We start from the raw sequence: 20,777 nt of genomic DNA, 5'->3' as shown, positions 1-20,777 counted from the left end.
CACAGACGATCTCGCAGGAGTTGTCACCGTGTACTCGATCGAGATGGCCTACGCCCGCATGCGCGAGCTTCAGGACCAGGCCAATCGTTCACGTGCCCACCGCTCCGCCGCACCGCGGACCCGGCGCCTCTTCGGCCGCGCCGCAGCGAAGCAGCGCTAAGGAGCCTCCGGGGCCTCCTCCACTTCCCTGGAGCCACCCCGCAGCTCCCCTTCCCACCGCCGGTACAGCCCGTGCGGCACCTCCGCCGCATCGAGCACCCGGCCCGCGACGAAGTCCACCAGATCCTGGATGTGCGTCGCCCCCGCATAGAACGCCGGTGAGGCGGGCAGCACCACGGCGCCCGCCTCGTCCAGCGTCACCAGATGCTTCAGCGTCGGCCCGTTCAACGGCGTCTCGCGCACCGCGACCACCAGCCGCCGCCGCTCCTTGAGCGTCACGCTCGCCACCCGCTGGAGCAGATCCTTCGAGAGCCCCAGCGCCACCCCGGCCACACACGCCGTGCTCGCCGGGACGATCAGCATCCCCTTCACCGGATACGAGCCCGACGAGGGCCCGGCCGCCAGATCCCCGGCCGGCCAGTACCGCACCTTTGCCAGGTCCGCCTCCGTCACCGGAAACGTCGCCGGCTTGCCATCGGCTCCGCGCGCCAGCCATTCCCGCAGGTCGGCGCGCCAATGCGCGTCCCGGAAGGCGATGCCCGTCTCGTCCAGGAGGGTCAGCCGCGACGCCCGGCTGACGATCAGGTCCACCGCCTCCCCGGCGGCGAGCAGCCCGCGCAGCACGGACGCGGCATACGGCGTCCCGGACGCGCCGGAGATCCCCACGACCCACGGACGGCGGCGGCCGGGGCCCTGCTTACTGGTGTCGTTGTGCGGCGGCTCCACGCATCGAGCCTATCCGGCGGAACCACGGACCCCCTCACGGCCGTTCCTACCTGTGCGCCCCTCGCGGACCTCCGCCGGGGGCCGCCCACCGGGGGACGAGAAGGGACGGCCGGAGATGACCTCACGCGCGAAGCCCGCGATCTGCCTGATGCTGGGCTGGGTGGCCCTGCTCTGGCTGCTGGAGGGCGTCGACTTCGCCACCGGCGGCGCACTGGACACCTACGGGATCACCCCGCGCGAACCCGCCGAGCTGGCCGATGTCGTGCCCGCCGCCTTCCTGCACTTCGGCTTCGGCCATCTCGTGGCGAACACCCTGCCGTTGCTGCTGCTCGGCCTGGTCGCCGCACTGCGCAGCGGGGTGCGGCGCTTCCTCGCCGTCGCCGCGCTGATCATCCTCACCAGCGGAGTGGGCGTCTGGTTCACGGCCGCGCCGGACAGCAACACCGCGGGCGCCTCCGGAGTCGTCTTCGGGCTCTTCGGCTACCTCCTGGTGCGCGGCTTCATCGAGCGCAAACTCCTCGACATCGGCATCGGCCTGGTCGTGGGCGTGCTCTACGGCTCGATCCTGTGGGGCGCGCTGCCGACCGACAGCGGCATCAGCTGGCAGGGGCACCTGTTCGGGCTGATAGGCGGGGTGCTGGCAGCGTTCGTCTTCCGGGGGCGCGCTCCCGGCGCCCTGCCCGCCGCCGATGTCCGACCCATCGCATAGCCTCGATCCGAACAGGCGCCGCGGGGCCACCGCACGGCCGCGCGCGTGCCACACAGCGCCCGAAGGCGCCACGCAGTAACACGGGGTGAGCAAGCATGTCCGACTACCACCAGCCCGGATACGGTCCACCGGCCGGCGGACCACAGCAGCCGTACGGGGCACCCCAGCAGGGCTGGCCCGGCGCGCCACAGCCGGGCGCGCCGCAGCAGGGCGCGCTACAGCCCGGCGGCTACGGCTACCCCGGCGCCCCGCAGCCCGGCTACGGCCCCCGGCCGCCCGCTCCGTCGTCCGGCCCCGCGATGTGGTCCCACCTCGGCGCGCTGCTGACCATCACCGGGGGCACGATGATGTGCTGCGGCCTGGGCGCCTTCCTCGGCTGGGTCTACCCGCTGTCCCTGCGCGGCAACGACCGCCACCAGCACGACCCGTACCTCCGCCACCACGCCACCCAGGCCGTGAACTACGGCATCACCCAGGCCATCATGGCGGCCTTCGGACTGGTGCTGTACGTCGCCAGCGCCTTCACCTTCGCCGCGGTCGCCACGGAAGAACAGCGCAACAGCTCCGGCCTCGCGGTCCCCCTGGTCACCGTGATCGTCATCTTCGCCGGCTACGCCCTCGCCGGCGTCATCTGCGCCATCATCGCCACGGTCAAGGCAAACCGCGGCGAACTGTGGACCTACCCCCGCCTGATCGCCTGGCCCCTGAGCAAGGGCTGAACGGCCGTCAGGAGGAGCCGACCGCAAGAAGAGCCGAGCGCTGCCGAGAACAGCTGGCAGACAGCGACCACCAAGCCCGAACACACCGCAAGGAACTGATTACGCTAAGTAATCGTTGCCGGATAAAAGGAGGCAGCGGGCGCGGCGGGGGACAGCCACAAGGAGGCAGGCAGCAGGCGCGGCGGGGGGAGCCGCGAGGAGGCAGCAGGCACGGCGGGGGGCCAGTCACAAGGAGGCAGGCACGGCGGGGGCAGCCACACAGCACGACAGCACGGCCGGGGCCGCCTCCGCACCGCCCCCGCCAGACCGTCAGAGCACCGCCCGCGCCGAGGCCGTCAGACCGTCAACCCCCGCACCGCCCGCGCCGCACCGCCAGACCGTCAAGCCGTCAGACCGACAGCCCCCGCACCACCAGGTCCAGCAGCGCGCACACAAACAGCGCGATTCCGATGAAGCCGTTGACCTGGAAGAACGCCCGGTTGAGGCGGGTCAGGTCATGGGGCTTGACGATGGTGTGCTCGTAGAGGAACGCCGCCGCCACGATCACCAGGCCCAGCCAGAGGAAGGCCCCCGCGCCGGTGGCCACGGCGTACCAGGCGAAGAGGCCCGTCGTGACGAGGTGGCAGCCGCGCGCGCCCCAGATCGCGGCCGGGATACCGAAGCGGGCCGGGACGGACTTCACGCCGATCTCGCGATCCGTGTCCACGTCCTGGCAGGCGTAGATCAGGTCGAAGCCGCCGATCCAGATGCCGACCGCGAGACCGAGGATCACGGCCTCCCAGGACCAGGCCCCGGTGATCGCGAGCCAGGCGCCGACCGGGCCCATCGCCTGTGCGAGGCCGAGGATCGCCTGCGGGAAGTTGGTGAACCGCTTGCCGTACGGATAGACCACCATCGGCACCACGGCGAGCGGCGCGAGCGCCAGGCACAGCGGGTTCAGCAGGGCGGCGGCGCCCAGGAAGACGACGAGCGCGATCAGCGCGCCGGTCCAGGCGGACTTCACCGAGACCGCGCCGGTGACCAGTTCCCGTTGCGCGGTGCGCGGGTTACGGGCATCGATCTCGCGGTCGATGATGCGGTTCGCGGCCATCGCGAAGGTGCGCAGGCCGACCATGGCGACGGTGACGAGGAGCAGCGGGCCCCACTGGATGCGCCGGCCGTCCTCCTCGTACATCGCGGTCAGCGCGGCGATGTAGGCGAAGGGCAGCGCGAAGACCGAGTGCTCGATCATCACCAGGCGCAGGAAGGCCTTGGTCCGGCCCGGCTGCGGGACCGCTGCGGATGCGCTGCTCACGAGAGGCCGTACTCCTTCCAGCGGCGGTCGACCAGCGCCGCCGTCCGCGGGTCGGACTCGACCATCTCGGGCCAGCCCCCGTCCCTCGTATAGCCCTCCTCGGGCCACTTCTTCGTCGCGTCGATGCCCGCCTTGCCGCCCCAGAACTGCTGGTAGGAGGCGTGGTCGAGATGGTCGACGGGACCTTCGACGACGGTGAGGTCGCGGGCGTAGTCGGTGTTGCCGAGCGCCCGCCACGACACCTCGTGGAGGTTGTGCACATCGCAGTCCGCGTCCACGACCACGATCAGCTTGGTCAGCGACATCATGTGCGCGCCCCAGATGGCGTGCATGACCTTCTGGGCGTGCTTGGGGTACTTCTTGTCGATCGAGACGATCGCGCAGTTGTGGAAGCCGCCGGACTCGGGGAGGTGGTAGTCCACGATGTCCGGGACGATGATCTTGAGGAGCGGGAGGAAGAAGCGCTCGGTCGCGCGGCCCAGCGGGCCGTCCTCCGTCGGCGGCCGGCCGACCACGATCGACTGGAGCAGCGGCCGCTTACGCATCGTCACACAGTCGATGGTCAGCGCCGGGAACGGCTCCTGCGGCGTGTAGAACCCGGTGTGGTCACCGAACGGGCCCTCGGGCAGCATCTCGCCGGGCTCCAGCCAGCCCTCGATGACGACCTCGGCGTTCGCCGGGACCTGGAGCGGGACGGTCTTGCAGTCGACCATCTCGATCCGCTTGCCCTGGAGGAAGCCCGCGAAGAGGTACTCGTCGATGTCGCCGGGCAGCGGCGCGGTGGAGGCGTAGGTGACGGCCGGGGGGCAGCCGAAGGCGATGGCGACCGGCAGCTTCTCGCCGCGCTTGGCCGCGACCTGGTAGTGGTTACGGCTGTCCTTGTGGATCTGCCAGTGCATGCCGATGGTGCGCTTGTCGTGGCGCTGGAGGCGGTAGAGGCCCAGGTTGCGCACCCCGGTCTCCGGGTGCTTGGTGTGCGTCAGCCCCAGGTTGAAGAAGGAGCCGCCGTCCTCGGGCCAGGTGAACAGCGCCGGGAGCCGGTCCAGGTCGACATCGTCGCCCCGGAGCACGACCTCCTGAACGGGCGCGTCCTTGACCTTCCTGGGCGGCACGTGCGTCATGCCTGCGAGCTTGCCGAACGCCTCGCGCACGCCGACGAACCCGTGCGGCAGCTCCGGCTTGAGCAGGCCGCCGATCTTGCCGCTGATGTCCTCGTACGCCTTGAGGTCCAGCGCCTTCAGCAGGCGGCGGTCGGTGCCGTAGACGTTCATGGCGAGCGGCATCGCCGAGCCCTTGACGTTCTCGAAGAGCAGCGCGGGACCGCCGGACTTCTGCACCCGGTCCACGATCTCGCCGACTTCCAGATACGGGTCGACCTCGGCCTTGATGCGCTTGAGGTCGCCTTCCCGCTCGAGCGCGCGCAGGAACGAGCGAAGATCGTCATAAGCCATGCGTTCCAGTATCGGGTACGCACTACCCTGGACGGGTCACCGGGCCCCGCCGAGGGCCCGCCGTCGCGCGCAGGGGGACCGTTCCGCAATGCTCAGGTATCTGCCGTTCCTACTGGTGCTGGCGCTGTGGATCTACGCGTTCATCGACTGCCTCAACACCCCCGAATCGCAGGTGCGCGGCCTGCCCAAGGTGGTCTGGGTCCTGATCATCCTGCTCTTCGGCGAGGTCCTGGTCGGCCCGGTCGCCTGGCTGGTGGCGGGCAAGCAGCGGCAGCCGGTGGCGGGCGGCGGCAGCACGCCGTCGCAGTGGCACCGCAACCACCGTACGAAGTTCGTCGCGCCGGACGACAACCCCGAGTTCCTCCAGTCCCTCAAGAACGAGAACAAGAAGGACGAGGCGCTGCTGAAGGACTGGGAGGCCGATCTGCGCCGCCGCGAGGAGGAGCTGCGCCGCAAGGAGGGCGGGCCGGGCAACGCGAACGGCCCGGAGGACACCCCGCCGGCCACGGGCTGAGGCACCGTCCGCGGCGTACGGTGAGTCCATGGACCGTACGCAGGACTGGGGGCAGGACCGCGACGAGTTCCGGCTGCACGGCCGCGTCGACGGGCACAGCGACCCGACCGGGCACCCCGACCATCTCCAGGAGCAGGCCCGCGGCATGCTGGCGACGGCGGTCGCCGAGGCGCGTGCCGGGCTGGCCGAGGGGGGCATCCCGATCGGCGCGGCGCTCTACGGGCCGGACGGCACCCTGCTGGGCCGCGGCCACAACCGCCGCGTCCAGGACGGCGACCCCACTCTGCACGCCGAGACCGCGGCCTTCCGCGCGGCCGGCCGCCGGCGCAGCTACCGCGGCACCACGATGGTCACCACCCTCTCCCCCTGCTGGTACTGCAGCGGCCTGATCCGCCAGTTCGGCATCTCCCGGGTGGTCATCGGCGAGGCCCGCACCTTCCACGGCGGCCACGACTGGCTGGCCCGGCACGGCGTACGGATCGTGCTGCTGGACGACCCCGGGTGCGCGTCGATGATGCGCGACTTCATCGGGGAGCGCCCGGAGCTGTGGCGGGAGGACATCGGGGACGAGTGAGCGGCGGGGACGAGGGAACAGGGCGCATCGGGGACGAGGGAGCGGCGGGGTCGTCACCCCCGGCCCGGCGCCGGCCCCCGCCCCGCAATTCGCTGGCCCGCCGCCCGGCCCTCCGCCAGGATGACCAGGCATGACCACCAGCTCTACCAGCGCCAACGGCCCCACCGGCCCCGTCCCGGCGCCCCGCACCCCCGTGGACACCGCTACGGCCGCTCCCGCACCCCCCGCCGAGCCCCGGCGCCGTATCCGCGCCCTGCACACGGACACGACCGTCACCGTCTACCAGGCCTACTCCCCCGCGCTCGGGCTCCCGGCCGCGCGGGACGGGCGGTTTCCCGCGGCCTGGAAGCGGGAGCGGATGACATGGATCAAGCCGCGTTCATAGTCTCTTTCCATGACGAAGGACGACAGGAACCAGCAGGACGAGGCACGGTTACGACGAGCCCATCGCGCCCGCCAGGCAGCCGGTGGCAAGCGGGCCAACAGCAGCCGCGCCAACTGGTCGGGAGAATCCGCGGCGATCTACTGCCGGATCTCCCACGCGAACGACGACGACCAGACCGGAGTGGACCGGCAGGAAGGCATCTGCCGCGAGGTGGCCCAGCGGCTCGGCCTCACTGTGTCCGAAGACCAGGTCTTCGTCGACAACAACAGGTCGGCTTGGCAACGCAAACGAAAGCGCCCGGGGTGGGACGCGCTGCTCGACGAGGCCCGTCAGGGACGCGTGCGCCACGTCCTCACGTACCACCCGGATCGCCTCATGCGGCAACCGCGCGATCTGGAGGAGCTGTTGCAGATCGCGGACGACCACGACATCACCTTGCACGGGCAGGCCAATCGGCGCGACCTCGCCGACCCCGATGACCGCTTCTTCCTGCGCATCGAGGTCGCCCACTCGTGCCGCTCCAGTGACGACACGTCACGTCGGCTCATCGACTCCATGGTGGACCGGGCCAAGGATGGAAGGCCGCACACCGGCCGGCGCAGGTACGGCTACGACAAGACCGGAACGGAGATCGTGCCCGAAGAGGCCGCCGTGGTGCGGGAGATCTTCACTCGCTACCTGGATGGGGACAGCCCTGTTCAGCTTGCCCGGGACCTCTACGAGCGGGGCGAAAAGACGGCCGAGGGACGGGACTGGAGCGCACCCCGCGTACGTGACCTGCTCGACAACCGCCACGTCACCGGTATTCGGGTCTTCCGCGGCGAAGAGATCGGCGACGGCGAATGGCCTGCGATCATCGATCGCGGCATGTGGCTGGAGGCTCAGGAACGGCGTACCTACCGGGCCGCAGCGCTGACAGCGAACGACGACCGGCCGAGCAGGTTCTACCTGCTGCGCGGCATCGTGGTCTGCACCGGATGTGGCAAGCCCATGGGAGGCGCCGGAACCAAGTACGTGTGCAACCACACCCATCGACTCGACATCCCCCGCTGCAACCGGGCGGTCAAGGCGTCCCACGTCGAGGAGTTCGTCACCGAGGCCGCCCTCTACCTCTTGGAACGTCTCGACCTCACCGAAGTCCCCACCCCTTCCTCTTTGTCAGCGGAAGATCAGGCAGCGATCGAGGCGGACCGCCAGGAGCTCGACGACCTCAAGGACATGTGGGAGAGCCAGGAGCTCAAGACACGGGAGTACCGCGAGATGCGGAAGACGGTCGAGGCGCGCATTGCCGAGGTGGAACGGAAGATGGTCGTTCGCCCGACAGCGGAGGTCTTGCAGGGGCTGGTGGGCCCGGATGCCAGAGAGAGCTGGAAGGCTCTGGAGGAGGCGGAGAACCATCAGCGCATGAACGCGGTGATGCGGTTCCTGTTCGCCGCGGTGAAGATCAAAGAAGCAACGAAGAAGGGCCGCCGGTTCGACTACAGCAGGATCGACGTGGAGCAGAACCCGATCTGGCTGTGAACGGAACGCGCGAGGGGGGCCCGGTTCAGTGGGCCCCTCCCGCTGCATTACTCGATCTTTCCTCCGGGTTGACGCTCCAGGAGCCGTGCCAGGCGCCGCGCGGCTTCCGGGCTGATCTTGGTGGAGAACTTCCTACAGACGCGGTCCAGGTGCCTTGCCCTCTCCGAGTCGCGCTCATGTGGCGTCATCGGCCGCCCCGGATCGGGTGATCTCCTCGCGGGAGATCTCACGGTTCTGCACACGGTCCTCCGCGATGCCTGCGGCGATGAGGGCAGCGCCGGGTGAGTGGCCGGAGCCGGCGTACCGCCAGTGGGCTTCCGTGATCGCGTCGGGCTCGTCGGCGAGGTCTGGTGCGGCCCGTTCGTGATCGGCTCGTTCCGCACGCAGCGCCGAGTAAGTGGTTGAGTAGACGCGGGATTTGGTGAGGATGTGGCCCCGGTAGCCGAGGGTGTGGGCCCAGGCGCGGAGGCGTAGTGGCTCCAGTTCTGGGAGGCCGCCGAGTCGCCAGCAGGTTTGCATGAGCGCCTGTACGTGCGCTGACACTCGGGCCGCGCTGATGTCGTCCTGACTGGCAACGGGGTGGTCGAGGCCTGCGGAGGTGTCGGCCGCGCCTTTGGTGACGTACTTCGCGACGTAGGCGGCTACGGCGTCGTCGGCCAGGCCCTCGGGGTCGCCGAAGGCGCGGAGCGGCCGGGCATCGAGCTGAGCGCCCCAGCGCAGTTCGTGTTCCCCCAGGGCCCGGCTGTACGGAGAGCGGAGTCGTACGGTCGCCGCAGCGGTCCGCACGACTGGGGCGAGGATGTCTGCGGTCGCCCAGGTCGGAGGTGGATCGTCGGGCCCGTTTGCGCCGTCGAGGCGGATCACGGCGTGCACATGTACGGCGGCACGCTTCTGGTACTCGGCGACCTTGGCGTAGGAGATGCGCACCGTTCGGCGGAGGCCACTGCGGGTGCGGCCGGTGCGGGCGGCGAGGTGGTTGTAGAGGTTGTCCGTGAACGCCTTCCACAGTCGTCCGGCGTTCGCGTGCCACAGGACGTGTGCCGGGTAGTCGTAGCAGTTCGGGCACAGCGGCTGCCCCGCGAGCGATTCCGTCACGTCGTGGACAGCCGGGCAGCTCAGCGAACGTCCGTGTTCGCACGGGTCGGCGTTACGGCGGGGGCGACATCGTTCGCCGTCGGCCGTGGCACGGTGTACGGGACCAAAGGAAGGAGCGGTGAGAGTCACGAACAGCCGGGGGCGCTCGCGTACCTCGGCCGGCAGGGACTTACCGCCGACCAGTCCGGCGCGGACCAGGTGGAAGGTGTCGCTGGCATGCAGACGGGAGCAGGGTGCGCAGACGGTGGCGCGGCGGTTTCGGCAGCGGACCAGGAGCCGTTCCCCAGGCTCTTTGGCGGTGTCGTAGTGGTGCAGGATCTCGCCGGTCGCGCCGTCGCGGGTGGTGGTGGAGCTGGTGAGGTGGATCGGGTGGGCGCAGCCGCCGGTGGCGGTTACCTGCTCCAGCCATCGGCTGAAGCGCGGGTCCTGGACGAGGCGGATCAGGTCTTGGTCGACTTCGGAGAGCTGACGCAGGCGCGCCGAGCGGTCGAGCACGGCGCGTCCGTCAGCCGAGGGGTTGTCGGCGGGGATGGTGGGGACCTCCCGGGGTGGGCCGCGGTTGCGGCACGGATGGATGGGGTTGGGTCGGATGCGTCCATGGCGATCACTCCCGATGGGCTGGTGTGTGGTTCAGCGGATGGTGCCGGTGCCCCGGCAGCAGCGGCAGCGCCGCCGGTGGCCGGTGCGGGTCTTGGCGGAGCGCTCGCCCTTGCAGACGGGGCAGCGCACTCGGCGCATGGGCATCGTTCGGTCCTCCCTGGTCTCTAGGTGTGGCTGACGCCGGTCAGGAACCAGTGCACGAGGCCGTTCGCAGCGAAGATGAACGGCGTCTGGCCGAGGTACATGCCGAACAGGGCGATCAGTACGGCTTCCCACCACCGCACCTCGCGGGAGCGGATGAGGAGCACGGTGGCCAGTCCGAAGACCAGCAACAGCGGAAGAGCTGCCGATTCGCTCATGCGCCCGCACCGCCTTCCACCGCGCTCGCGAGGCAGGGCACGTACGGAGTCAGGTCCGCGAACTGCGCTGCAGCCTCTTGCACTTCAGCGGAGGTGGTGAGTCGGGAGCGGCTGCGCATCCAGGCACCCATATCGCCGACGGTCACCGCGACGCCCTGCTCCGCCTCCCCGATCGACTGCGCGACCGCCACGGCGTCCTTGTTGAGGTCACCGAGCGCCATCTCCGCCGTTCCGGGATCGTTGACGCGATGGCAGATCCGTCCGCTCAGCTGGGCACGCAGGGCGGTGACTCCGGGCCCGAGGTCGGAGCCGACGCGTTGGCCGGCCACGACCAGGTGGACACCGAGGGCCGCACCGAGCTGAGCCAACCGCAGGAGGTAGGTCGAGCACTGCTCAGCCTCCGCCCGCTGCTCCTTGCTGCCGTTGGTCAGGTACAGCTCTGCCAGCTCATCGACGATCACGACCACCGGCACCGGCCGTTCCTTCTCCGTCAGGTCCCAGATCGACCGGGCACCCGCCGCACGGCACAGCCGCATGCGCTCCTGCATGTCGGCGACCAGCGCGCCCAGGACGATGACGGCTTCCGCACGACAGGTGGCCAGGGCGGAGAGCCGCTGGGCGACCAGGCCGAGTTCCATGCCACCCTTGCAGTCGATGCCGACCAAGGCGACCGGCTGCGGGGCGAGTTGGGTGATCAACCGTGCGATGAGCGTCGACTTGCCGGACTGGGTGGCCCCGACGATGAGCCAGTGCGGCACCCGCCGGAAGTCCATCACCCACGCACGACCCGTCTCCAGCGCACCAACCACCGCCAACAAAAGCGTCGCAGGTCCCGGCCCAGCAGGGCGGCCGGGATGCTCCAGTGGGTCACTGGCGGTGGCGGTGATCAGTACGGCGCCGCGTTCCGGTGAGATGACGCGTACGGCGTGCATGCGCCAGGCGTGCGCGAGGGCATCGGCCGCAGCCAGGAACGGGGTCGGGGTCTGCCCGGCCCGCAAGCGCACCAGGAGCTCCAGACCGTTCGGGGTGGAACGGGGAAACGAGATCCGCGGGGCACGGGGGCGCAGCGGATCGCCCTTGACCGCCAGATCCCCCAGAACCCGACGCGTGGGCTTGCGAGAGACGGTGAGGCCGTTGAGGTAGGCCACCTTGGACCAGGTGAACACCACGCGCACGGCGGTGCGCGGGTAGCCCGTGAGGTACCAGTGCCACTCCGGCCGGCGCTGCCGCAGCTCCCTGCCGACGACCAGGAGCCACGCCAGTAACGCGAGGGCGAACGCGAGCAGGGTCGGCCTCATCAGGCACCACCCGCCTTCCCATTGGGTGCTGCGGTCGGTGCGCCAGCGGCGGGTGCGGGGGTGATGGCTGCGGCGCGGAAGCTGATTCCGTGCCGGTCGCCCATGGCCCAGGCGAAGGCATCCAGGCCGGTCACGCGGACCTCCGCGCCCTCGACGACGCCTTTGGGCTCTCCGGTGACAGCGATCTCGATCACCGAGACCCGGCGCCCTTCCTGGCGGACCGTCACAGCGACGGAGTAGATGGTGTTGCCGTCCCGGTCCTTCTTGACCTCCTTGGTTTCGAAATCCGCGATCTTCGGTTCAGGCCCGACCGCGCACCGCAGTACGCCCAGTCGGGAGGTGTCCACAGGGATGGACTGCATGGGTTGGGGCCTCCTTGGCCACTCAGACGCCAAGACATCACATGACGTCACTCGTACTCACGAGTTGAGAGTGGCATGGGTTGACCGAAGAAGGCAAGCACTTATGCTTACGAGTGACGTCATCTCACGTCAGGACCGCACACACAGGTGATGAGGAGAGCCCGGCATGGGAGAGATCCAGCGTCCCGGCGCGCTGTACCAGCAGGTTGCCGCAGAGATCCGCAGCGGCATCACCGCAGGCGAGTACAAGCCCGGAGCCCCGCTCCCCTCCGAATCCCAGCTCATCGACCGCTACCAGGTCAGCCGCCCGACCGTGCGCAAGGCGATCGCCGCACTGCGCGCGGAAGGACTCATCGAGGTCATCCACGGCAAGGGCAGCTACGTCCGGGCCGTCCCCGCCCCCGCCGTCACCATCGAGCGGACCATCACCCGCAACGGCAAGGCCTTCCATACCGGCCACCAGGCCTGGCACGAAGTCGAGGCGCCGACCATCTACCGCACCACGACCACGGCAACCACTGGCCCGCTCCTCGGACTCCCTGAAGGTGAAGCCCTGTTCGCCGTCGACCGGTTGCTGTCAGACCCCCACACCGAGACCCGCGCACTTCACCGCGTGCTCATCCCGTTCGCCACCGCGGCCAACGAGGCCGAACAACTCGGCGAAGCCCCGGACACCGAGCCGGAGCAGATCTACGCTCTCCTCGCCGCAGCCGGCCACAAACTCACCTGGGACGAGACCGTCGGCGCCCGCATGCCTCTGCCCGACGAGCGCGCCACACTGCAAATCCCCGACGCGACCCCGATCGTCCACGCCACCCGCATCACCCTCGGCACCGACCAACGCCCACTGATCCTCGAAGACCTCCGCGCCGGCGCCGACCGCACCCAACTCGCCTACCGCATCACCGCCGACAGCCCCCGCACACTCCACGCCGTCTGATCCCACGCCCCGGCCAACTGTCGAAAACTGTCTTCACTTACTCAAGGCGGCTCGCTCCGCTCACCGCGCGCGGCACGGCCCCTGTCCGGGCCTGCGCTCCTGTCTCCGCCACGCTCCAGCCCGGCCGGCGCCCGTGCCGCGCTCATGGCGATCAGCCGCCTGAGGCCAGAGAAAGGGGTGTGTCGTGGCTGGGGCGGTCGGCTCCACGGCTTTAGGCAGCCACTTTGGCGCGAGCCTCGATGATCATGGCCCCAACGTCGTGCTTTGCCGGGCAGGTCCACAGACCGCCGACGCGCCGGAAGCTTGCGGGGCCGTGATCACTCGCCAAAGCAGCTCCAGCCCAAAGCCGCTCCGCGGGCCGCACTGCTCATCCCTCTCATCGATACCGTGAATTCGCTTTAGAAGCGGATATCACCGGAGTGCAGTCGATTACATAGCAATCGATCGACGGAAGGCTCGGGTCGGAATCGAAAACCCCCCGAACGAGATCCCACACTTCCTCCTTTGTGCGGGAATGACACATCACGATGTAGGTGCCACGCTCCGCACCGGCAGATTCCATATAGTTCGGCAGTTGAACGGCGAGTCCGTGTCGGATCTCACTTAGCTTCTCATCCTTCTTAAACTCGATGATATTGACCGAGTCGTTGAGTCTGACCGTGAAATCCGTAGGCCCGGACCCGTGATCCGCATTCGGATCCATATGGATGCCGAGGGCCCCGAAAGGGAGCTTCGAAAAGAGCCGGAAAATTCCCTGATGCTGGGTTTCATGGAGAGGCTGGCCGTCGCGCCCGTACAGGAGCCTCCAGGCCCCCTGTCGCCCAACAGCCGCGGCGAATTGCTCGACGGTCTGTTCGATTGTCATAGCAAGCAGCTCGACATCCGGAGCTTCAAACTTTAGTCGGATAAAATTCGATGCCCAGGGATCGCCGTCGGCCAGCTTGTACAAGTCCCTTACCGGGGTGAGATCAATGTGGCGGGTAGTGCTAAAAATAGGCTCCCGGTAGCCCGCTGCAACTATGTCAAACTTGTCACTAGAAATGAGTCGGCCAATCACAAACGAGGCGTCATCGACTCCGGACATGTTTACCGATGCAGTACTTGTTATTCTGCACTCATGCCGCACAACGGCGGTTATGGTCGCGCCGCCCTTTAGTTTGATCTTAGCCAAATCCGAATTGGCGTCCCGCGATGAATAGAAGGTGGTCCCCGAATGGGTGAACCAGTCACCTATCTCAATCTCAGATTCTGTCACCTCTGCAAGCCCGAGTGCGCGAATCAGGTCAGAAACCGTGTTGCCGACGAGAGCGCTTCTACGAAACTGCCTAAGATCGTAATTCTCCGCAGTGGACCAGATCTTCTCAAATGCTGCACCGCTTATTGGCTTGAGTAGATTGCGGAGAATATTAGGTCTGGCATAATATGCCTGAATTGAGAGATTTGGGTCATCTTTCGCTGGAATCTCATTCCAGGCCATTCGTCCCCTTAGGTTGGGCAACAGGAGCTCTTTGTTGCAACATTAGTTGCGCCGAGCTCGGTTTAGTGAGCTGTTTGGTACGCGGGGATTGCTAACTCGTTCGCTCGTGTTGCCCGCGGGGAGCGCGGGTCCGTGCCAGAACCGTGCCAGGTTTGGACGGGAGGGCGCGGACGGCGAGCCGTCGGCGTCGGGGGTCCATCAGAACAGCTCCCCCTCGGCGGGTCAGAAGTCCATTTCGCTCTAGATCACCTGGTCCTCCCGGGCTTAGTTAGGGCCCTGGTGCCGTGGTCACCGGTCGGCCGTCGCGAGTTGCTCCGGTCGGCACCCAGCAAACGTGGCTAAGGCCGGCTTGGGTACAGCGAGGCATACGCGCGCCTCATCGTTCGGCGTGCCCACCGTCGTGGCTGACTGTCGTCGGCTGAGGGACGGGCGGGCCCCGGATCGGCTCAGGAGTGATGATCGGGCCAGCGGTATGGACGCCTACGGAGGCCCGTTGCTGTACAGCAACGCAGTACAGCAACCCCAGCAACCGACACCGGCCTTCATAACCCTCCCGGTGGCGTGTACGACCTTGAATGGCCGATCTCTGTAGAGCTACGGATCAGAAAGTGATGGCCTCGCCATGTATCGCGCCGAAGCCATTTCGTCTCCGGACCCCAGCGCTCCGGCTCAACTCCGCGCCAGTCGATCCACGGCACCTCCGCGACCTCCGCCGGGTCGATCTCCAGTCCGGCACGGCGCAGGAACTTAGCGACAGCGACCACGTTGTGGGCCAGGCCGAGGATCTCGCCATACACGTGTACACGCCGGCCACCCGCCAGCGACGGCGAATGCGCGATCACACGCATCGGGCCGGACATGCCTTCAGAGCACCCCCACTCATGAGGGGTGCAGATGGCCTGCACGATAGGGGAGGCCGACTTTTGCTCACCAGAGGCGACGTTCCTGGGCCGTAAGACCCGCAGCATTCATCAGGTGCTCCCACTGGGCAGCCAGTGGCTTCGACCACGCAGGGTCCACGCCATGCCCGTACGCAAGCAGCCCGTCGATGTGGTTGACGAACCCTTGCAGGGAGCTGTAGCCGGCGTGCTCGACGTGGGCCCCAAGCCCGAACTTGGCGACACCCCGGACGTGATCTTCGAGTCCCCGTCTCGTGTGCCGCGGCAGTCGGAGTCTCTCGCCGTCCACGAGGAGACCCAAGACGATCTTGCGGGCGCCTGGCGGCACAACGCGGGTCTTCTTCCTGTGTAGCCGGAACCGGGCGGCGGACACCGTTGCCGAGATTTCGGAGACACAGCGTGTGAGCGTGGAGCGGTCGAGGCTCCTCGGAGTAGAGAAGGTCATGTCGTCCGCATAGCGTGTGTACGTCATGCGGTACCGGTCGGCGACGGATGAGAGAGCGTCGTCCAGTGGGCGGGCGGCCAGATTGGCAAGGGCGCCACTCGCGGGGCCTCCCTGTGGGAGGTAGCCCAGGACCGGCGCTCTGTAGGTGGGGATGGCCTGGTAGGCACTCCTGAAGTGTGGCCAGGTGATTCCGCCCGGAAGGCGGGTACAGACGCGGGCGATTTCGAAGGAGACGAGGCTGTTGTAGCCGACCGCCCGCAGGATCGATTGAACTGCACGCTCGTTGACGGAGTGGTAGAAGTCATGCAGATCAAACTTCAGCAACCACGAGGCACCAAGGTGAAGCTGCGCGCACTGCACGGCAGAGCGTCCCTGCTGGTAGGCGTAGCTCGCCCCGTGCGTCGGTATCTGGCTGAATACGTTGCCCAGGAGCCAGCGTTGTACGTCCATCAAGACGGGCGCTGGGGAAGCGATTGTGCGAGATTTGCCGGGCTCACGCTTGGGGCGGGAGAACTCGGTGTATGGGTCCTGTCGCCGTTGGACGATCTTTCGTAGGTAGAGGTAAGGCGCGCCTGTCTGGTGGGCCAGGTGCCCCAGCGTCAGTACAGGTGTGAGTCCTTGACTTCGGACTCGTTGCATCTGCACCAAAGCCTCGTCGATAACTGAAGAAGTGATGCCATTCCTGCGGCCGAGGCTCCGGTAGTGTGCGGGAGAGTCGATTGGTGGCCTACCTTCGGTGTATCCCGCCCCGGCGGGCTGGTGCGAGTCGCGCGCCAGACCCCCGTAGGAGCACGTGCGCCTCGCACCATCCAGGCGTTCGACAGCTTGTCCACAGCGTGCGGCTCACGACCGCAGCCTGACCTACAAATGCATGCAGATCGTTGACTCGACGATGACCTCGCCGATTGCGCTAGGCCGTTACCAACTCTCCCGCAAGGTGCCAGGGTAGTAAGGCTCCTGACTGCCCCGCAAGCGGCTTACGACGACCCGGGGCTTCGCTTTGGCTGCCCGCAGCTCCTTCCATCCTGTGTCGGTAAGCCGCGTTTGAGAGTCCACCAAACCCAGCTTCTGGGACTGGAGGACGAGGTTTCTGGCCATCGGAACGGAGACCGAAACATCGGTCGCCAGTTGTTCGGGGTGCCTATGGCCCTTCGCGATGTGGCCAAGGACCTCAACAAGGTCCCTGATGCCGCCGCGATAGCGCACGTGTAGCTTGCCCGATCCTGTCAGCTGGACTCGCCCCATGCCACGCAGCCCGAGTTCCGCCTTGCGCTCTGGCCGGTATCCGACGAGGTCACGCATAAGCCCCGGCGGAGCAGTGCGGTGCTCGAAGAACGGTGCCCACTTCCCGTCGGGACGCCGAGTCCGGCCCCTGGATTGGCGCAGGATGGATGGCAGATTGTTCGGCACGGTGTGCTCGAACACGAGCAACCCCTCGCTGCCCGACCAGCCTGCACCGTCTTCGGGCCGCCGTGCGTAGTCTTCGCACAGCTTCCTGATCCTCCTGAGCTCGTCCGTATGCCACTGAGCCGAGGGAAGGTCCATCCCGCGGTGCAGCACCGACACCCCGTCGTACAGCCCACTGGCACGGATGCGCCGCAGTCCGGTGGTTGTTGCGGCGAAGAGGACCAGGTGCAGTCGGACCAACTTCAGGGAGCGCCAGCTGCGAATCGTCGCATTCCGCAGCCAGGCCCGCGCGTACGCCAGAGACTCCTCGCCGGAGCCGGCGTAGTCGGAAACGAACACTAGGCTCCGTGCACGACGCGCCCGAAGAAGATCAATCGTCATGGCGTTGCGCGTCACGACGGAGGTGTCCAGGCTCCGCTGCACATCGCGGATGATGTTCTGGACGATCAACTCGCTACCGCCGCCATCGCCACCAGAAACCTGTGGTGACACGTTGTTGATGAACATCGTGTCCGTCGGCTTGCAGGAGCGGACGCCATACAGTGCCGCCGGTTTCTCCATGCTGGCTTCACCAGCTAGGACTGACCCCAGATGTTCCAGAAGTCCCTGCCTGAACGTCGTCTCCGACACGATATGCAGGCTGTCGAGCAACTGCGTAGCCGTCTCAGTGTCCTTGGGGCCGAAATTGGTCAGCCACTCGATCCCCTGATGGGTTTCGCTTGGCGTCGCTGGCTCCCTCACGGCACGCATGTGCACCGCGCCCCCTTGTACCGGATTCCGTATCTGAGCTGGCGTACCCCACCGTAGCGACTGCCCAAGCCTGTGTGGGCGTAGTTCTGGGCGCATGGGACGGCTTGCCCCCAGGCCGGGAAGTTAGCGTTTCGTAGTTCACGCAAGTCCGCTTTGTCTCAGGCCGTACGCGAATCCGCGGGGCCTCCCCCGGCCCACAGAAGTAGGCGAGAGCCCCAGGGCGCGGCTACTTTGCGGCAGCGTCTGACGCGTCGCTCTCGCTCAAGCTTCGGTGAGGCTGCTCAAGGATCCAGGCGAGCCCCCTTCCTGACATCCACCTCTGACATCAACAACGGCAGACAGCAGGAGCCCTGGGCAAACCGTGGCGCTTCACCCCGCGAGCATCTGAGGTCCATGAGGCCAGGTGGATCGAACTCCTAAAGCGGGTGTCGCAGGTTCGAATCCTGCGGAGGGCACGGCGAGGGGCCCGCCCAGGAGAATTCCCCGGGGCCGGCTCGTCTTGTGCAGGTCGCGCCATACGCATGCCACTGCGCCGCGCGGGTGTCGCGCCCTCGACCCGGTTGAGTGCGGCGGGGCGAAGGGCAGATCTTCACACCACAGATCACACCCACGCGCTACTGTGACAGCCATCACATTGGAGGGGGCTGGCATGGCGTTGATCTCGAAGAAGAGCCCTGAGCAGCAAGCGCAGGCTGCTGCACAGAAGGAGCAGAAGCGGCAGGAAGCCGAGGAGAAGCGGCAGGCCGAACAGCTTGAGCGTGATCGGCAGGCGTTCCTTAGTACACCGGTGGGGCAAGCTCGACAGTCCTTCGAGCGCGGCGATCTCGTCTTCCAGTGCTCAATCGACGTGATGAGCCAGCAAGCCATCATCGTCGCGATGGTAGGCAGCGGGACGGCACAGGCCGCGAAGGATCCAGTGGTCGTCCTCAACGCCGTGTGCCGCGAGGGGTGGGACCTGGTCAACGGATCGTTCGTCTTCGTAGAGCAGGGGCAGCAGAGCCGGGACAAGTTCATGTCCTCAGGCCAGAACGTCGCAATTAAGGGGGAAACCGTCGGCTACTACCTCTTCAAGCGCTGCGAAGCGCTCCGACGCGGAAGTGAGACCGATGGCTGTGACAGCCTCAGCAGTCGCTCTCGGTAGGAGTACGCGCCCGCCCAGTTAAGCGGTGGTCAAACCATGGCCGGGCTTTCCTCGCCAGAGCGCTGCGCAAAACCGTGTACGAAGCAGCGCCCCGGCCAGAGCTGCGCCGTCTCTGGGCCGTGCGAGGCTGGCCACCAGTGGCAGAGGGCCACCGGGGGGGGACCGGCCCCACCCCGCTGTGGCCTGGGCTGCCGTAGACGATCTGCCACACTGGACGGACCATGCCTGCACCCGGAGGGCTTAGCTTCAGCTGCACCAACGGCGCCGGACAGCAGCAACATTGAGCGGCTTGAGGTTGCACCACCCCGCCGCAGTTCGACTCAGTGCAGGCCGTTGATCGAACCTGTACGGCACGGACCAATGCGGCGCGATGTTGCTCAACTGACGTCCCGCCACCGGGCAGCCGTCGCCCTGGCCCTCACCGCAAGCTGGCGCGCTGCCGCCGCCGATAACTCCAGTCGCACGCCCCCCGATCCGTCCGAGGCCGCGGTAGCGCGCAGCTTCGTTTCTGTCGTGTCCACACCCGCCGCGGTCAGCGCTTCGCCCAGCTCTGCCGCCGCCTGCGTCGCGTCTCGCCAGCCCGCCAGGTAGTCCACTCCACGTACCCACAGGACCGCGTCAGGGTCCAGGTCCTCACCGTCGAATCCGTTGTCCCCGATGCCATCCATTCTCTCAAGTCCCTTTCCCTGCAGGCTGGCTGAACGCTGTCCTTGCCGGGCCACGCCGTAGGAGGACACGACGAGGGCCCCGGTACCATCGGCACCGGGGTTCGTGATCGTTTGGGAGCGATCCCCTGCCGGACCACCCCGCGCCTGCCAGGGTTTGAGGGGTGGTCCGGCGTCATGTCTGCGGTTGTTGCGCGTAGTACCTCTTGCCGGACACCGGCCGGAAGGCGTCAGAAGCGTTGTCGGCCGCCGGGGTACTGGATCGCTTTGCGGCACTCCGGCGCATCGTCGGGCAGGGGCTCTTGGTCGAGCGCATGGCAGAGCGCAGCGTGGACCCGCTCCGCCTCAGCTACGGTCAGCCGCAGCGGAGCAGTTGCGACCAGGTCCCCATGGCGGGTGATCTGGAGCGTCAGCGCCATCTCTCCGTCCGGTCCACGGTTCACGGACTTGCTCGCTACCGGTGCGATCTCCCATCCCGGTGTCTCCCGTGCGGTCCGGCTCATCCGCTTGTCCCGCTGGCAGATGTCGGCAGCTCGTCCCACTCGGCATCGTCGTCCTCGGGTTCGGGCAGCCGTGCGCCTCTGCTCTCAGCGACCCTCAGCGCGTCCCGAAGTGCCTCACACAACCGGGCACTCAGGAAGCGGAGTTCCACGGCGCTGACCTTCTGGTTTTCGAGCATCATTGCTGCGTGGTCGAGCAGCTCGGCTCCCGTTTCGAGCTGGACCTCTTCCATTTCGTCGGCGAGCCGCGAGAGAGAGCTGTCTCCGTCGTCGGCCGCCAGGTACGAGCGCTGTCCGGCCGGACCGGGCCAGGGGAGGAGACGCAGGTTGGCGCTCACAATGCCACCGTCATCCATAGCGAGTCGCCCAGCGAGCCGGCGCAGCGGCCAGACTCAGCCCGGCGCTGCATCTGCTGCTCGTGGGCAACGAGGTAGGGACGGACGAGCTGAACATCCTCACCGCGGATCGGACCCCAGACGTACGGGTCAGCGATCCGCGGCACGCTGAGGCTCATCGTCGGCGTGTCCCCGCAGCCCACCACTGGGCTCGTCCCCGCCGCGCGATGGTTCCCCGGAGCGGGCAGTAAGAATTTCAGCAGCAACTCGAAAAACCTGCCGATATGGTTCCGCATGTCGACCTGCTTCCATCAGGTTGGCCATGCCCCGGGGTGCCGTCACGCACCGCCGGGGTCCTGTCTCGACAGTCAACGACCGTCTTTGACCAAGAGGCAGTGTTCATACGGGGGTTCACGTGCACACGAGGGGTTCGCGATATCGCTCAAGGGGGT

22 protein-coding genes and 1 pseudogene are annotated in these 20,777 nt (G+C 67.5%); 9 read left to right on the top strand and 14 right to left on the bottom strand.

Features of this window, described 5'->3' with window-relative positions; all coding sequences use genetic code 11:
- Nucleotides 1-28: 28 nt before the first annotated feature.
- Nucleotides 29-160: a hypothetical protein gene (locus ACZ4XD_RS20750; RefSeq protein ID WP_275451831.1), complete on the top strand. Its 132-nt coding sequence runs from the start codon at nucleotides 29-31 to the stop codon at nucleotides 158-160.
- On the opposite strand, the gene ACZ4XD_RS20745 is transcribed toward ACZ4XD_RS20750, so the two are convergent.
- Entirely contained in the window at nucleotides 157-885 is a 729-nt protein-coding gene (locus tag ACZ4XD_RS20745; RefSeq protein ID WP_468044052.1) for a UbiX family flavin prenyltransferase, read from the bottom strand. The genes ACZ4XD_RS20750 and ACZ4XD_RS20745 overlap by 4 nt on opposite strands.
- Nucleotides 886-1,000: 115 nt before the next feature.
- Here ACZ4XD_RS20745 and ACZ4XD_RS20740 point away from each other — a divergent pair, with 115 nt between their 5' ends.
- Nucleotides 1,001-1,594: a rhomboid family intramembrane serine protease gene (locus ACZ4XD_RS20740; protein ID WP_468044050.1), complete on the top strand. Its 594-nt coding sequence runs from the start codon at nucleotides 1,001-1,003 to the stop codon at nucleotides 1,592-1,594.
- Between the two features lie 95 nt (nucleotides 1,595-1,689).
- Nucleotides 1,690-2,313, top strand: a complete 624-nt coding sequence (locus tag ACZ4XD_RS20735; protein WP_468044048.1) for a magnetosome magnetite crystal formation protein family — start codon at nucleotides 1,690-1,692, stop codon at nucleotides 2,311-2,313.
- A gap of 388 nt (nucleotides 2,314-2,701) precedes the next feature.
- Here the strand turns inward: ACZ4XD_RS20735 and mqnP are convergent, their stop codons facing one another.
- Nucleotides 2,702-3,607, bottom strand: coding sequence for a menaquinone biosynthesis prenyltransferase MqnP (mqnP, locus tag ACZ4XD_RS20730; RefSeq protein ID WP_468044046.1), 906 nt, complete (start codon nucleotides 3,605-3,607; stop codon nucleotides 2,702-2,704).
- On the bottom strand, nucleotides 3,604-5,058 hold the full coding sequence (locus ACZ4XD_RS20725; RefSeq protein ID WP_450361235.1) for a menaquinone biosynthesis decarboxylase: 1,455 nt from the start codon (nucleotides 5,056-5,058) through the stop codon (nucleotides 3,604-3,606). Before ACZ4XD_RS20725 ends, mqnP begins: the two co-directional genes overlap by 4 nt.
- Nucleotides 5,059-5,146: 88 nt before the next feature.
- Between ACZ4XD_RS20725 and ACZ4XD_RS20720 the strand changes: the two genes are divergently transcribed.
- From ACZ4XD_RS20720 to ACZ4XD_RS20705, 4 genes and pseudogenes are all read left to right on the top strand, one after another.
- Nucleotides 5,147-5,572, top strand: coding sequence for a PLD nuclease N-terminal domain-containing protein (locus tag ACZ4XD_RS20720; protein WP_468044043.1), 426 nt, complete (start codon nucleotides 5,147-5,149; stop codon nucleotides 5,570-5,572).
- A 145-nt stretch (nucleotides 5,573-5,717) separates the two neighbouring features.
- Nucleotides 5,718-6,146 carry a nucleoside deaminase gene (locus ACZ4XD_RS20715; RefSeq protein WP_468044112.1) on the top strand — a complete coding sequence of 143 codons (429 nt, stop codon included), beginning with the start codon at nucleotides 5,718-5,720 and terminating at the stop codon, nucleotides 6,144-6,146.
- A 130-nt stretch (nucleotides 6,147-6,276) separates the two neighbouring features.
- Nucleotides 6,277-6,522, top strand: a pseudogene (locus ACZ4XD_RS20710) (DUF4291 family protein); the annotation flags it as partial.
- Nucleotides 6,523-6,540: 18 nt separating this feature from the next.
- The gene (locus ACZ4XD_RS20705; RefSeq protein WP_468044041.1) at nucleotides 6,541-8,052 is read left to right on the top strand and encodes a recombinase family protein; all 1,512 of its coding nucleotides are present in this window, start codon (nucleotides 6,541-6,543) and stop codon (nucleotides 8,050-8,052) included.
- Nucleotides 8,053-8,226: 174 nt separating this feature from the next.
- Here the strand turns inward: ACZ4XD_RS20705 and ACZ4XD_RS20700 are convergent, their stop codons facing one another.
- The 4 genes from ACZ4XD_RS20700 to ACZ4XD_RS20685 all read right to left on the bottom strand — a co-directional run bounded on the left by ACZ4XD_RS20700 (nucleotide 8,227) and on the right by ACZ4XD_RS20685 (nucleotide 11,766).
- On the bottom strand, nucleotides 8,227-9,642 hold the full coding sequence (locus ACZ4XD_RS20700) for a replication initiator (protein ID WP_468044039.1): 1,416 nt from the start codon (nucleotides 9,640-9,642) through the stop codon (nucleotides 8,227-8,229).
- Nucleotides 9,643-9,911: 269 nt separating this feature from the next.
- Nucleotides 9,912-10,106, bottom strand: coding sequence for a hypothetical protein (locus tag ACZ4XD_RS20695; protein ID WP_336049806.1), 195 nt, complete (start codon nucleotides 10,104-10,106; stop codon nucleotides 9,912-9,914).
- Nucleotides 10,103-11,404 (bottom strand): FtsK/SpoIIIE domain-containing protein, encoded by a 1,302-nt coding sequence (locus tag ACZ4XD_RS20690; protein ID WP_468044037.1) that lies wholly within the window; start codon nucleotides 11,402-11,404, stop codon nucleotides 10,103-10,105. The genes ACZ4XD_RS20695 and ACZ4XD_RS20690 overlap by 4 nt, the downstream gene beginning before the upstream one ends.
- Entirely contained in the window at nucleotides 11,404-11,766 is a 363-nt protein-coding gene (locus ACZ4XD_RS20685; RefSeq protein ID WP_468044035.1) for an SCO3933 family regulatory protein, read from the bottom strand. The genes ACZ4XD_RS20690 and ACZ4XD_RS20685 overlap by 1 nt, the downstream gene beginning before the upstream one ends.
- 166 nt (nucleotides 11,767-11,932) lie before the next feature.
- On the opposite strand from ACZ4XD_RS20685, the gene ACZ4XD_RS20680 reads away from it, so the two are divergent.
- Nucleotides 11,933-12,706: a GntR family transcriptional regulator gene (locus ACZ4XD_RS20680; RefSeq protein ID WP_468044033.1), complete on the top strand. Its 774-nt coding sequence runs from the start codon at nucleotides 11,933-11,935 to the stop codon at nucleotides 12,704-12,706.
- A 376-nt stretch (nucleotides 12,707-13,082) separates the two neighbouring features.
- Here ACZ4XD_RS20680 and ACZ4XD_RS20675 read toward each other — a convergent pair whose 3' ends face one another.
- From ACZ4XD_RS20675 to ACZ4XD_RS20660, 4 genes are all read right to left on the bottom strand, one after another.
- Nucleotides 13,083-14,183, bottom strand: a complete 1,101-nt coding sequence (locus tag ACZ4XD_RS20675; protein ID WP_468044032.1) for a hypothetical protein — start codon at nucleotides 14,181-14,183, stop codon at nucleotides 13,083-13,085.
- 542 nt (nucleotides 14,184-14,725) lie between these two features.
- A complete protein-coding gene (locus ACZ4XD_RS20670; protein ID WP_468044030.1) occupies nucleotides 14,726-15,043 on the bottom strand; it encodes a hypothetical protein in 318 nt (105 codons plus the stop codon).
- 67 nt (nucleotides 15,044-15,110) lie between these two features.
- The gene (locus ACZ4XD_RS20665; RefSeq protein ID WP_468044110.1) at nucleotides 15,111-16,166 is read right to left on the bottom strand and encodes a reverse transcriptase family protein; all 1,056 of its coding nucleotides are present in this window, start codon (nucleotides 16,164-16,166) and stop codon (nucleotides 15,111-15,113) included.
- Nucleotides 16,167-16,445: 279 nt separating this feature from the next.
- Nucleotides 16,446-17,684 (bottom strand): phosphoribosyltransferase-like protein, encoded by a 1,239-nt coding sequence (locus tag ACZ4XD_RS20660; RefSeq protein ID WP_468044108.1) that lies wholly within the window; start codon nucleotides 17,682-17,684, stop codon nucleotides 16,446-16,448.
- A gap of 649 nt (nucleotides 17,685-18,333) precedes the next feature.
- Between ACZ4XD_RS20660 and ACZ4XD_RS20655 the strand changes: the two genes are divergently transcribed.
- A complete protein-coding gene (locus ACZ4XD_RS20655) occupies nucleotides 18,334-18,825 on the top strand; it encodes a hypothetical protein (protein WP_468044028.1) in 492 nt (163 codons plus the stop codon).
- Between the two features lie 895 nt (nucleotides 18,826-19,720).
- Here ACZ4XD_RS20655 and ACZ4XD_RS20650 read toward each other — a convergent pair.
- From ACZ4XD_RS20650 to ACZ4XD_RS20640, 3 genes are read right to left on the bottom strand one after another with little or no spacing between them, the layout of a single operon-like run.
- Entirely contained in the window at nucleotides 19,721-19,993 is a 273-nt protein-coding gene (locus tag ACZ4XD_RS20650) for a hypothetical protein (protein WP_468044026.1), read from the bottom strand.
- Complete coding sequence (locus ACZ4XD_RS20645) at nucleotides 19,990-20,346, bottom strand: hypothetical protein (protein ID WP_468044024.1); 357 nt, start codon at nucleotides 20,344-20,346, stop codon at nucleotides 19,990-19,992. The genes ACZ4XD_RS20650 and ACZ4XD_RS20645 overlap by 4 nt, the downstream gene beginning before the upstream one ends.
- Complete coding sequence (locus tag ACZ4XD_RS20640; protein ID WP_468044022.1) at nucleotides 20,325-20,621, bottom strand: hypothetical protein; 297 nt, start codon at nucleotides 20,619-20,621, stop codon at nucleotides 20,325-20,327. Before ACZ4XD_RS20640 ends, ACZ4XD_RS20645 begins: the two co-directional genes overlap by 22 nt.
- Between the last annotated feature and the right edge of the window lie 156 nt (nucleotides 20,622-20,777).

The sequence above is a fragment of the Streptomyces sp. NPDC029466 genome (genome assembly GCF_055574515.1).
Note: the sequence above shows the minus strand (reverse complement) of the source record. Positions and strands in the feature narration are given on the sequence as shown.